12 protein-coding genes and 2 pseudogenes are annotated in these 11,345 nt (G+C 58.4%); 5 read left to right on the top strand and 9 right to left on the bottom strand.

Annotated features, from left to right (window positions below; translation table 11 throughout):
- Positions 1 to 91 precede the first annotated feature (91 nt).
- The 4 genes from GIV35_RS12600 to GIV35_RS27485 all read right to left on the bottom strand — a co-directional run bounded on the left by GIV35_RS12600 (position 92) and on the right by GIV35_RS27485 (position 2,695).
- Positions 92 to 1,054, bottom strand: coding sequence for a FecR domain-containing protein (locus tag GIV35_RS12600; protein ID WP_236265318.1), 963 nt, complete (start codon positions 1,052 to 1,054; stop codon positions 92 to 94).
- Positions 1,051 to 1,557 carry a sigma-70 family RNA polymerase sigma factor gene (locus GIV35_RS12605; protein ID WP_060767271.1) on the bottom strand — a complete coding sequence of 169 codons (507 nt, stop codon included), beginning with the start codon at positions 1,555 to 1,557 and terminating at the stop codon, positions 1,051 to 1,053. The genes GIV35_RS12600 and GIV35_RS12605 overlap by 4 nt, the downstream gene beginning before the upstream one ends.
- An 89-nt stretch (positions 1,558 to 1,646) precedes the next feature.
- Positions 1,647 to 2,027, bottom strand: a complete 381-nt coding sequence (locus GIV35_RS12610; RefSeq protein WP_236265317.1) for a cupin domain-containing protein — start codon at positions 2,025 to 2,027, stop codon at positions 1,647 to 1,649.
- Positions 2,028 to 2,395: 368 nt separating this feature from the next.
- Positions 2,396 to 2,695: a hypothetical protein gene (locus tag GIV35_RS27485; RefSeq protein WP_236489253.1), complete on the bottom strand. Its 300-nt coding sequence runs from the start codon at positions 2,693 to 2,695 to the stop codon at positions 2,396 to 2,398.
- Between the two features lie 168 nt (positions 2,696 to 2,863).
- Between GIV35_RS27485 and GIV35_RS12620 the strand changes: the two are divergent.
- Positions 2,864 to 5,245 (top strand): annotated as a pseudogene (locus GIV35_RS12620) (beta strand repeat-containing protein); the annotation flags it as partial.
- A 279-nt stretch (positions 5,246 to 5,524) separates the two neighbouring features.
- Entirely contained in the window at positions 5,525 to 6,241 is a 717-nt protein-coding gene (locus GIV35_RS12625) for a class I SAM-dependent methyltransferase (protein ID WP_236265315.1), read from the top strand.
- 36 nt (positions 6,242 to 6,277) lie between these two features.
- Here GIV35_RS12625 and GIV35_RS12630 read toward each other — a convergent pair whose 3' ends face one another.
- Complete coding sequence (locus tag GIV35_RS12630) at positions 6,278 to 6,643, bottom strand: hypothetical protein (protein WP_105227397.1); 366 nt, start codon at positions 6,641 to 6,643, stop codon at positions 6,278 to 6,280.
- A 314-nt stretch (positions 6,644 to 6,957) separates the two neighbouring features.
- Positions 6,958 to 7,512, bottom strand: a complete 555-nt coding sequence (locus GIV35_RS12635) for a cytochrome b (RefSeq protein ID WP_213153029.1) — start codon at positions 7,510 to 7,512, stop codon at positions 6,958 to 6,960.
- Between the two features lie 428 nt (positions 7,513 to 7,940).
- Between GIV35_RS12635 and GIV35_RS12640 the strand changes: the two genes are divergently transcribed.
- The gene (locus GIV35_RS12640) at positions 7,941 to 8,669 is read left to right on the top strand and encodes a hypothetical protein (RefSeq protein WP_236265314.1); all 729 of its coding nucleotides are present in this window, start codon (positions 7,941 to 7,943) and stop codon (positions 8,667 to 8,669) included.
- Positions 8,670 to 8,709: 40 nt separating this feature from the next.
- Here the strand turns inward: GIV35_RS12640 and GIV35_RS12645 are convergent, their stop codons facing one another.
- On the bottom strand, positions 8,710 to 9,252 hold the full coding sequence (locus GIV35_RS12645; RefSeq protein WP_236265312.1) for a GNAT family N-acetyltransferase: 543 nt from the start codon (positions 9,250 to 9,252) through the stop codon (positions 8,710 to 8,712).
- 160 nt (positions 9,253 to 9,412) lie between these two features.
- On the opposite strand from GIV35_RS12645, the gene GIV35_RS12650 reads away from it, so the two are divergent.
- Complete coding sequence (locus GIV35_RS12650; RefSeq protein ID WP_236265310.1) at positions 9,413 to 9,646, top strand: hypothetical protein; 234 nt, start codon at positions 9,413 to 9,415, stop codon at positions 9,644 to 9,646.
- Positions 9,647 to 9,652: 6 nt separating this feature from the next.
- Here GIV35_RS12650 and GIV35_RS12655 read toward each other — a convergent pair whose 3' ends face one another.
- Positions 9,653 to 10,147: a GNAT family N-acetyltransferase gene (locus tag GIV35_RS12655; protein WP_236265309.1), complete on the bottom strand. Its 495-nt coding sequence runs from the start codon at positions 10,145 to 10,147 to the stop codon at positions 9,653 to 9,655.
- 119 nt (positions 10,148 to 10,266) lie between these two features.
- Between GIV35_RS12655 and GIV35_RS12660 the strand changes: the two genes are divergently transcribed.
- Positions 10,267 to 10,782, top strand: coding sequence for a GNAT family N-acetyltransferase (locus GIV35_RS12660; RefSeq protein WP_236265307.1), 516 nt, complete (start codon positions 10,267 to 10,269; stop codon positions 10,780 to 10,782).
- Positions 10,783 to 10,880: 98 nt separating this feature from the next.
- Here GIV35_RS12660 and GIV35_RS12665 read toward each other — a convergent pair.
- Positions 10,881 to 11,345: pseudogene (locus tag GIV35_RS12665) on the bottom strand (hypothetical protein); the annotation flags it as partial.

Here is an 11,345-nt window from a genome sequence, read left to right on the forward strand (position 1 = left end):
GCTCCTGAGGGTGAAGGCCCACCTGTTTCGATGGGTTATTCCCATAGGCCAAGCGACGTGGAAAAAACTGCGCTGTATGACAAAAATATTTTCAGGCCGGCACCACGGTCACCCAATAGCGCGTGCGCCGCTCAATGCGCACCGGCAGCGCTTGGGCGAGCAGGGCCAGGGCGGCATCGGTATCGTCGAGCTGGAAACTGCCGGTGACGCGCAAGCCCGCAACGGCTTCGCCACAGCGCAAAATCCCTGGGCGATAGCGCGAGAGTTCGGCCAGCAGCGCGTCCAGGCGCATGCGTTCGGCAGGCAGCAAACCTCGCAGCCAGGCCTGGGCGAGGAACCCATCGACAGGGACCGGCGCGGCGACCCCCTGGCTGTTCACCTGGGTGCGCCAACCTGCTTCCAGCCGCAGGGGCAGTGGGTGGCCCCGCGTATGCACCTGCACCAAGCCGCGCAGGACCGTCACCTGAGTGCTCTGGCGGTCATGGCGCACCAGCAGATGAGCGCCCGGGCTGTGCAGCGTCGCGTCGGGTGTCTTCAGTTGCAGTGCTCGCGATTCGACGGGCGCGTCCAGGGCCATCTCGCCCTCGACCAACTGCACGCTGCGCTGTGCGGCGTTGAAGTCCAGGTTGACCGAGCTGGCCGTGTTCAGCCACAACGAACTGCCGTCCGCCAACCGCCACTGGCGCCGCTCACCGGTGCTGGTGCTATAAGTGGCCAACGCCGAACGCACCACAGTGGACTGCGCACCTTGCCACGACAGCCCGCCGAGCAGGCCGACGGCGAGCAGGGCCTTGAGCACCTGGCGGCGTTGGTGTGGATCATTGCCGGCAGCTTCCAGCGCCCGTCGCGTGGTGGCATCCGCCAACAGCGCCGCCCCCGGCTGCAACGACAACGGCAAGCTGCTGACGCGCTGCCAGGCGTATTCATGTTCGATATTGGCTTGGCGCCATTGCTGCAAAGCCAAACAATCGGCAGCGTTCATCAGCCCGGATTGGCTTTTCACCAGCCAGTCGATAGCGCTGTCGCGGACCTGCGGATCAACCGGCAGGCTCATTCAAAACGACTCGCGTAACACACGCTGAACGCCTTGCCCATGGCCCGCTGCACCTGAGCCACGCTGAGGTTCAACTGCGCGGCGATTTGCGGGTAGGTCAAGCCGTCGAGCTGGGACAAAAAGAAAATCCGCCGCACCGGCATCGACAGCCCCACCAACAATGAGTCGAGTTGCAGCAGGGTCTCGATGGTCAGCAGCCGCTCCTCCGGCGAAGGCTCCAGCGCTTCGGGCCGCGCGGCCAATGCCTCCAGGTAAGCGCGTTCAATCGCCTGGCGCCGCCAACGGTTGATCAACAGATCGTTGGCAATCTTGGCCAGAAACGCCATGGGCTGGCGCAGCTCGCCCACCTCCTGGCGTGAACACAGCACGCGTACGAAGGTGTCGTGGGCCAGGTCCTCGGCATCGGCACGGTGCCCCAGGCGCCGATGCAACCAGCCCCGCAACCACGTGCGATGGCGGGTATACAACTGCTCGACCGGCGAGGCGGTGCTGTCGTTGAACATGTGAGATTCGCTTGGTTTAAATGATAACTCTTCTCATCTTATGGGTTTTGGTTAAGGGTTGTACAGCGCTAAGCAGCGTACGCTTGCGCTCAAATCCACTGATCGTTGACTGCCGTACGCTCTCCACCTTCATGCCCGGTATTCAAAATGCCCCGTGGCTCAATCATCATCAGCTTGGCCTCTCCCTCGGCCGCCGTCCTGTGCTCAATGCCACGCGGCACCACATACAACTCACCCGGCTTCACATACACCGGGCCATCCGGCAGGTCGATACGCAGCGTGCCTTCAAGCACCAGGAACGCTTCATCGGTTTCGGGGTGCGAATGCCAAATGAATTCGCCCTCGATACGCACCACCTTGAACTGGTAGTCGTTCATTTCGGCGACCACTCTTGGGCTCCATTGCTGATCGATGAGCGAGGCTTTGTGCGTGAGGTTTACAGGCTGGGTGGGATGTGGGCGTTGAGTCATGTTGGATCCTCTTTTCGAAGGCCTTAGCGTATCCAGATGCTGATCCGAGGGCTTGTACGATCCTGCACAAGTGATGTGGATCAATATTTATAACGGTTTAATGTTTGCGGCGATTTATTCATGTCGTAATTGCAGTCATGCCGAAATCGTTGAAGTCTTCGCACAAAACAAATAAGGGTTGTAATAGTTGGGCAGCGCTCTGAAAGCCCTGGCGTTTTTCTGCATTTTCCGAAATTGCGTGAAGTCGTCCGAGAGATGAAAAAATTATTGCTGGACATTAGATGTTACTTTCAGTGAGCAAGGAGCAATGATTCTCCGATAATTAACCTTATGAAGGTATTGTTATGAACACTGATAAAGTTCTAGTGTTACGCACGTGTGCCAATAATATGTCCGATCACTGCGGCCTGATTTGGCCGGTCTCCGGTGTTGCGGAGTGCAAGTATTGGAAACCCACCCGAAAAGTCGAGAATGGCTTGTCTGGACTGCTCTGGGGCAAGGGCGCGAGTACCCATCTGAATATGCAGCCCGATGCTCGTTGGGTGGTGTGTGAAGTGCTTGCTCAAGAAGTTGTTGTTCTGGATGCGGGTGAAGGCGTTAAGTTTCCTCGTGCTGAAGTTGTACATGTTGGCACGCGAAGTAGCGCAGCGCGTTATATCGTTGAGCATATTGCTGATTATCCCTTGTCTGCGGTGGACTTTATTGAGGTGGACGCCTCTACACAGATACCTGTCGAGGTGAACGCGACGGTTGCAGTGTCGTTGCCAGTGACTGAAAGTGTGTTTGATATTGCCAGGCCCGTTGAGAGTGTTTCGTCATCAACCACATTAGAGACGGCCACGTACGGCAGTACATTGACTGGCGCAAACCAGAGCCAACTTATTGCCGGCTACGGTAGTACGGAAACTGCTGGCGACAAAAGCACCCTGATTGCCGGCTATGGCAGCACCGGGACATCAGGCTCTGATAGCTCGATCATCGCCGGCTACGGCAGCACCCAAACCGCCGGAGAAGAAAGCTCGCTGACGGCGGGCTACGGCAGTACCCAAACGGCCCAGGAGGGCAGCGACCTCACCGCCGGCTACGGCAGCACCGGCACCGCAGGTTCTGACAGTTCACTGATCGCCGGCTACGGCAGCACCCAAACCGCCGGAGAAGAAAGCTCGCTGACGGCGGGCTACGGCAGTACCCAAACGGCACAAGAAGGCAGCGACCTCATCGCCGGCTATGGCAGCACCGGCACGGCAGGTTCGGACAGCTCGTTGATCGCCGGCTACGGCAGCACCCAAACCGCCGGAGAAGAAAGCTCGCTGACGGCGGGCTACGGCAGTACCCAGACGGCCCAAGAGGGCAGCGACCTCACCGCCGGCTACGGCAGCACCGGCACCGCAGGTTCTGACAGTTCACTGATCGCCGGCTACGGCAGCACCCAAACCGCCGGAGAAGAAAGCTCGCTGACGGCGGGCTACGGCAGTACCCAAACGGCACAAGAAGGCAGCGACCTCATCGCCGGCTATGGCAGCACCGGCACGGCAGGTTCCGACAGCTCGTTGATCGCCGGTTACGGCAGCACCCAAACCGCCCAACAAGGCAGCACGCTTACGGCTGGCTACGGCAGTACGGGCACCGCAGGCGCAAAAAGCTCGCTGATCGCGGGCTACGGCAGTACCCAAACCGCAGGCTATAAAAGTGTCCTTACCGCAGGGTATGGCAGCACCCAGACAGCCCAGGAAAACAGCGACCTGATGGCCGGTTATGGCAGCACCGGCACGGCGGGGTATGCCAGCACTCTGATCGCCGGCTACGGCAGTACGCAGACCGCTGGGCATAGCAGCATCCTCACCGCAGGCTATGGAAGTACGCAAACCGCCCAGGAAGGCAGCTCGCTCACCGCCGGTTACGGCAGCACAGGAACGGCCGGCCCCGACAGTTCACTGATCGCCGGTTACGGCAGCACGCAAACAGCCGGGCATGAAAGTACCCTCACGGCAGGCTATGGCAGCACCCAGACTGCCCAGGAAAACAGCTCGCTCACGACCGGCTACGGCAGCACCTCTACGGCGGGCTTCCACAGCTCATTGATCGCGGGCTACGGCAGCACCCAGACCACCGGTTATGAAAGCACGCTGACCTCGGGTTATGGCAGTACCCAAACCGCGGAGTACAACAGTTCCCTTACAACCGGCTACGGCAGCACCCAAACCACAGGCTATAAAAGTACGCTGGTAGCGGGTTATGGCAGTACTCAGACGGCCGGTTATGAAAGCACACTGACGGCGGGTTATGGCAGCACACTCACCGCACTGGACAGCAGTTCGCTCACCGCCGGTTATGGCAGTACCCAGACCACCGGATTTTCCAGCTCGTTGATTGCCGGCTACGGCAGCACGCAGACCGCGGGCTACGAAAGCACGTTGACCGCCGGTTATGGCAGTACTCAAACCGCCGAGCGCGACAGTACCCTCACCGCCGGATACGGCAGCACCGGCACCGCAGGCCAAGACAGTTCGTTGATCGCCGGCTACGGCAGCACGCTCACCAGCGGCATTCGCAGCTTCCTGACGGCCGGTTATGGCAGCACCTTGATCAGCGGGCTGCGCAGCGTGCTCACCGCCGGTTATGGCAGCAGCCTCACCTCCGGCATGCACAGCACCCTAACGGCTGGATACGGCAGCAACCAAGTGGCGAGCCACCGCAGCTCATTGATTGCGGGGCATGGCAGCACGCAAACTGCCGGGCATAAAAGCATGTTGATCGCCGGCAAAAGCAGTTCACAAACCGCTGGCTACCGCAGCACCCTTATTTGCGGTGCCGACAGTACCCAAATGGCCGGTGAACGCAGCAAGCTTATCGCTGGCGCCGACAGCATCCAGACCGCCGGCGATCGCAGCAAACTCCTGGCCGGCAGCAACAGCTACCTTACCGCCGGAGACCGCAGCAAACTCACCGCTGGCAATGACTGCGTGCTGATGGCGGGCGACCGCAGCCGGTTGACGGCCGGTAAAAACAGCGTCTTGACTGCGGGGGCCCGCAGCCGGCTCGTTGCCAGCCTCGGCTCGACGTTAACGGCGGGAGAGCATTCCACGCTGATATTTCGTTGCTGGGACGGCAAGCGCTACACCAACGTCGTAGCGACGACGGGCAAGGACGGGGTAGAGGCTGACACGCCGTACCAAGTGGATGAAGATCGCAACGTAGTGAACAAAGCCCAGGAGTGATTGGCAGATTGCAGGTGTGTGATAAGTAGTTTTTAACAAACGGCCAGCTCCTTCGCCTCGTGGAATAGATGCCGTGGGTCTGCGCAACGCAGTATCCAGGGTGAGGGAGCTTGCACCTTAGACGCTCCAGCCCGCTATTCCTGGCTGAGCATTCGAGGGGGAGCCAAGTCATGGGGGAGCCCGGTGCGCATTCCCCACGGGAATGCAGCGCATAAAATTAATGCATTTTTCTTACTGCGACGGTTAACGTAATTTGCGTCAAGGCCACGGAGAACCGCCTTGAACTCATCCTCATCCAACCCTGCTGACAAATTCGATACCTCAAGAGCCAACGAGTACGCGCGACAAAGCCGTATCGCGTTGGCGGGCTATGACGCGTGCCAGGATCTGGCAGCCTGCATGCTCGCGGCGAGCCTTGGCGATGCCCCTTCGGCCAAGGTACTTGTGGTCGGCGCCGGCGGTACGGCGCAGGAGATCATCGCCATGGCCAACCTTGAACCGGGCTGGCGCTTCATGGCGGTTGATCCCTCCCAGCCGATGCTGGACGCGGCAAGGCAGCAGTTGGAAGCCAACCACTTGCTTGACAGAACCACCCTGCATCTCGGGACGCTTGAAGACCTGGCAGCAGACGCGTCATACGACGCCGCCACCTTGATCGGTGTGCTCCACCATCTGGAGGGGGATGACGCCAAGGGCCGGATGCTGCGGTCGATTCGGGCGCACCTGAAACGGGGGGCACCGCTGATCGTCGCGGGCAATCATTACGCGTATGCCAGCCAGCCGTTGCTGCTGGCGGCATGGGGCCAACGGTGGCGTCAGCATGGCGCCACCCCGGACGAAGTGAAGGCCAAGCTCGGCAAAATCCTTCAAGGCGCCGACCCACCCCATTCCGAGGCCGCAGTTCAGAAGCTGTTGCATGACGCTGGCTTCGGCGACGCGATCCGTTTCTTCAGCAGCCTTTTCTGGGGGGCTTGGTTGACGTGCAAAGTGGGGTAGCGATGTTTGCCCTTGCTCGACAACCGGTGGCGCGATTCAGATCGCCCGGAGAGTAGCCAACCGCCGACGCCAATCGCCGCCATGCCGAAGGTGGCATTCCTCTTCGGAGTCGAAACTGACGCAGCGGCCGATGTTCGGGACGTGCACGTCAGCGTCATCCAGCGCGGCGGTAGTCAGCTCGCGCATACGGGCGTCCGCGCCGGTCGCAAGGGCGCGAGCCTTGCTCGCGACGTTGTCGAACACCCAGATCACCCGCAGGCTTTGGGGAAAAGCACAGTAGTCGACGGTGTGGGTTAACCAGTCGAAGCCCGGGATTTCGACCTTTGCGATCTCGCAGGCGTCGGTCAGGGCCGCGATGAGACGGCGTTCGATACGGGCGTGGTCGCGTGAGGCAGGCGGCATAAAGGAAATCCGTGAATCCTGGGAGTGGGTTGGGGCGTCAGGCGATAGGCTGATCAGAGCGGGCGTTATTGAAGCGCGGGGCGCAAGCGTTGCCACTCATTCAAGCAATCCTCGGCAACGATATCCGGGTATCCCCGTTTGTGTTCCATCGCCAACTCGGTGGAGAAGGGTACCGCAATGCAAGTGGTCTGGTCATTGCAGCGAAGTGTCATCGACCATCGGCCTGGTCACGGCGCGCCAGCATGGGCGGGCGATCAAGCCGGTGGTGTGGGAGCAATCCTGACAGCGCGGCCCTACCTGTGGGCCGCGTCACTTCAGTGCTGGCGCACCCCTCTTGTCATACGCCGCAGTACCTGCTTATCGCCCTGCCAATAGTGCATGACCACCGCCCCGACATGCCCGAGGATAAGCACCAGCATTGTCCAACCCAGCAAGCTATGAAAGTTGCTGCCCAGATCAACCATCCACTGGATTTTTTCCCCCTCGAACCCCTCCATGACCGGCACGCCAAACGCAGAAAAAGCCCGGCCGGAGCCGTACTGGCGGATTATCCCGATCAGCGGGATCAGGAACATCAGTGCATACAGCATGCCGTGCCCGGCGGCGGCGACACGGCTGACGCTGAGTGGGCGCCGGTGTCGGCTCAGCAGACTCCAGCCGGCACGTAGGATCAGCAACACCAGTAATAACAACCCCACGGGTTTGTGAAAGGGCCACAGCCATTTATCCAGCGTTGAGTCTGACGCCAGGTAATGGGTTATGGCTGAGCAATAGATCCACGCAAACAACAAGAACATCAGCCAATGCACTGCTCGGCTTACCGAGTCGTAGTGTTCACGTGACCCAGCAGGTGGGGCGCAAGTCGTCATTGTCGTATCCTTCTGGCGAGTCGCCTTGCGTTCTTTTTCAAGCGCATTGAGGCGACAGATGATAAACGGCCAGAATGAATCTGGCGGTGACCAGATCATATACAAGGAGACACAGGCAGCGGGCGTGTCGAAACATCAAGAAAACATGCATCCCTCAGGGTGTGATCTGGATGCCCAATGGCATGGGCGTAGCCTGTTCAAATCCACCGAGCATTTTCAGCCGTACGCTCCCCACCTTCATGCCCGCTATTCAAAATGCCCCGTGGCGAGCCTTCGAGCACCAGGAATGCTTCGGGCGCGTGTTCGTTCTTGCGCAGGGCGTGGAACGATCAAAAGCTGTGGCGAGGGAGCTTGCTCCCGTGACGGTCTAAAGCTGACGCGTTTATGGTCGATAACCCGTATGAACCCGCTAATCAAGGACCGATTAAATGGCACTTTCCGTTAGCCCTGCCTATATTCCACCGGCCAATCTCAACCTCACGCCTTCTGAGCAGAAGCTCGTACCCCAGGCGTCGACGGACCCCGCCAAGCAAGCCCTGGCAAACGCCGGCCCCGCGGCCATTTACCATCCCAGTGAAGCGGCGACAACCACGGCACAAGCCCCGGAGGCCGTTGATACCTGGGTCGGTCGCTCCGAATCGCCGCACTTTCCTCGCTTCGTCGACCTGTTCAATGGCGCGCAAAGTGCGCTGAAAGCTTCCTTCCAGGCATTCGAAGCGAACCTGGCAGCCACTGCGCCTGACCTGGCCAGCAGCGGGTACGGTTTTACCGTTGAGACTGACGGCCGGCTGAAAGTGCTGGATACGGCTGGCCAGCTCAGCCGTGAGGCGACCGAGAGGCTGACGGTTCTGCTCAATCAATCCGTTGAGCTGAAAGCCACAGCCGTGGCCTACCGCAACGCCGCCATCGACATGGTAGACGCAGGTTCACCCTGGTCGGGAAGCACCCTGGGCTACTACAGCCTGACCAATGAAAACTTCGCCAGCACTATTGATCTTGCGCCCTTGTTCAGAACCCATGACCCGTCGGATATTAAAGCGGGCAGAAACCAGTTTTTCATAAACCAATTGTCTTCCAACGGCGAGCGCGCTACGCAAGAGACTGAGCGGGCGATGTTGGAGCGGCGTGCTGCCCAGGGGTTCAGCACCCAGGCTTGATTGGCGCAACCAGCGACTGTCTCGGTGGCAGGGGGCGCGCTTATTGTTCAGGGTTGATCAACGATCTCAACGTATGGTCCTCCCAAACGCCAGCAATCTTCAGATAGGCTCGCGCATGTCCTTCTTTTTCAAACCCCAGCGACTCCAGAAGGCGTTCACTTCGCACATTGCGGGGTAAATGATTGGCCATGATCCGGTGAAGACCCAACTGCTCAAAACAGTGTTGGTTAGTGACCTGAAGTGTTTTTTTCATCAGGCCGCGACCCTGGGCAGATTCAGCCAGCGAGAAGCCAAGATGACAGGCCTGAAAAACGCCTCTCACAATGTTCGTGTAGTTACACCGCGCTAGAGCCTCTCCGCTCTCGGGTTCAAGCAAGAGGAAACACAGAGCGTTGCCAGCGTGCATATTGTTGACCTGCTGCTCGACCCTGGCCTTGGCGTTGCCAGTGGTGAAGTATTCCTCATCCCTGAGCGGCTCCCAGGGTTGCAGATGCCTGCGGTTGACGCGTTCGTAACGGCTGACCCTCTCGAAATCGTCGGCCCACAATGGCCGAAGGCAATAGCCCTCAACGCAATACTCCATAAGCCCCTCCAGATTTACCAATGGCCCCATCTCACTGCGTAGCCGCAAAGAATAGCGCCGCTGCGCGTAAAGCGACCCCTTTCATGGCAAACAGGTCTACCATGCCAGCCCCGGCAGTGGTTTCACTCGCTCCCGAACTCAATTTTTCAAGGTAGCGATAATGTCCATCGACCAGATCTCCCTCCCCAAAGGCGTCGGCCCCCACGCCGCCAAGCTGCTTGACGCTATTACTGGCGCCTCCACCCATGAAGAACTCAACCGTGCTGGCGGTAAAGCCGAGGGTTTTGTGCTGGGGCTGGAGGCCACCAAGGCGATCAAAAGCCAAATTGCAGAGTCGCTGTATGTGGCGTATGACGACGCGGCGAGCAATCGAGCTGGTGAACTGAAGAACTAGTCCACGTCAGCCCATGGTTCCGGAATGAGCGCCAATCGCCGGAATAGGCTGACGAACATAATAATTGTCGAATTCACTGCTTTCGATGAACTGGAAGCCATGGCGGGTATAAAAGCGATTCGAAGCGCTTTCTTTGAGAGCCCCTACTTTAATAGGAAGCGCAGCCGCATCCGACTCTTTGAAAATCTGCATGAGAACAGCAGACCCCACCCCTGACCCTTGCGCGCTCGGCCTTACATACAAGTGATCGAGCAAAAGTTCATTGGGGTGATGTTTCACCACTACGAAACCCACCCTCTCTCCAGACGCCTCGATATAGCGTGTGTCGCGAGCTTCAAAGCCGCCAAGAAACCGCTCCCGCGCACGCACTGGGTCAAATCGCCCAACACGCTCCAGACTTTCGCGCATGGCCTCGATTCGAATGGCTACCAGATTATCCAAGTCGCTTTGTTGAACCGGGACCAAAATGATGGGGGAATTTTGATTGTGTGCGACGGGCATATTGGGTGCTCTAGCTACCATCCTGGGGGCTCAGTATAGAGAGCCTGATACTGATGACGCGACCTGCGTGGTATGTTCACGGCATACATGGAGTAACGGTCCCCAGGAAGGAAATTGCAATGCCAGTGGACACCCACGCAATCCGCATTCTCTCGCAACGCCTGAGCATCGAGCCCTTCTGCGAGCAGGACGCTGTTGAGTCTTTCTCTTGTATCTCACCGCCTCTGACTCGCTACATGTCCTGGGAACCGCCTGCCTCGCTGGAAGAGTACGCGCAAGTCTGGGGGCGGTGGCTGCCTGCGATAGCGGATGGCAGCGACATCGTGTTCACGGTCAGGGAGCGGGTAGGTGCTCGTTTTACCGGCTTGGTCGGGCTGCACCATAGCGGCAGTGAAACGCCGGAGTTGGGGATCTGGGTTCGTGAAGATAAACATGGGTTGGGGTTTGGTGGTGAAGCGGTGCGGGCGGTTGTTCAGTGGGCTAGCCAGTGGGTGGCGGCTAAGTACTTTATCTATCCTGTTGCGACGCGGAATCGTGCGAGTCGACGTATTGCTGAAGCTTTGGGGGGAGTGGTCATCGAAAGGCGGATGGCGGAGAAATATGAGTCGGTTGTGTATCAGATACCTGTGGTTTAGCTCTGGGTGTCAGGTTGGCCGATTGCTGTCCTTCACGAACGGCAGAAATCGGCCAGAAGCAGTCAGTCGCACTCTAGGGGCTAGAAAATCGTTACGTTTTATTTGTCCCCGTACCTATCCCTTAGGAATCCCGCGACATGTTCAATCTCAGGATATATAGTGGATCTAGTTATTCCCAGTGACTCTAGTTGTTCCAGTATTTTAATTTTGTCACCACCCCGAACAATTATTTTGAATTCGTCGCTTGTCAATAAGTATCTTTCAGGGACGGAAGCAGGCTTTCCTTTTCCCCCATCGACTCCGAAAAGTAGAAAGGCGCCATCCTGCTTTATGATTCTTGGATTATCCAGTACTGGCTTAACGCAAACCACTGATGAAATATCGACTGGGTTAACTCTTGCTTCAAAGTATGGCTTCTCTCTTTGCGTCTCCCTGACAAGCTTAACTACGTCTTCATTTTGGTTAAAATGCTCAATATCCAGATCTTTAGGGAAGCGGGTGTGCTCAGGAAGGCGGCCAATGTTGGAAATCAAGCTAACTCGATCACTATCATAGTATCTGAT

The organism is Pseudomonas sp. PA-1-6B, assembly GCF_021609545.1.
GTDB lineage: Bacteria > Pseudomonadota > Gammaproteobacteria > Pseudomonadales > Pseudomonadaceae > Aquipseudomonas > Aquipseudomonas fluorescens_BV.

Bases quoted from the DNA above. Each gene is read 5' to 3' on its own strand.
- GIV35_RS12600 (WP_236265318.1), bottom strand. From the start codon at position 1,054: ATGAGCCTGCCGGTTGATCCGCAGGTCCGCGACAGCGCTATCGACTGG.
- GIV35_RS12605 (WP_060767271.1), bottom strand. From the start codon at position 1,557: ATGTTCAACGACAGCACCGCCTCGCCGGTCGAGCAGTTGTATACCCGC.
- GIV35_RS12610 (WP_236265317.1), bottom strand. From the start codon at position 2,027: ATGACTCAACGCCCACATCCCACCCAGCCTGTAAACCTCACGCACAAA.
- GIV35_RS27485 (WP_236489253.1), bottom strand. From the start codon at position 2,695: ATGCTCAACGATATAACGCGCTGCGCTACTTCGCGTGCCAACATGTAC.
- GIV35_RS12630 (WP_105227397.1), bottom strand. From the start codon at position 6,643: ATGCCGCCTGCCTCACGCGACCACGCCCGTATCGAACGCCGTCTCATC.
- GIV35_RS12635 (WP_213153029.1), bottom strand. From the start codon at position 7,512: ATGACGACTTGCGCCCCACCTGCTGGGTCACGTGAACACTACGACTCG.
- GIV35_RS12640 (WP_236265314.1), top strand. From the start codon at position 7,941: ATGGCACTTTCCGTTAGCCCTGCCTATATTCCACCGGCCAATCTCAAC.
- GIV35_RS12645 (WP_236265312.1), bottom strand. From the start codon at position 9,252: ATGGAGTATTGCGTTGAGGGCTATTGCCTTCGGCCATTGTGGGCCGAC.
- GIV35_RS12650 (WP_236265310.1), top strand. From the start codon at position 9,413: ATGTCCATCGACCAGATCTCCCTCCCCAAAGGCGTCGGCCCCCACGCC.
- GIV35_RS12655 (WP_236265309.1), bottom strand. From the start codon at position 10,147: ATGCCCGTCGCACACAATCAAAATTCCCCCATCATTTTGGTCCCGGTT.
- GIV35_RS12660 (WP_236265307.1), top strand. From the start codon at position 10,267: ATGCCAGTGGACACCCACGCAATCCGCATTCTCTCGCAACGCCTGAGC.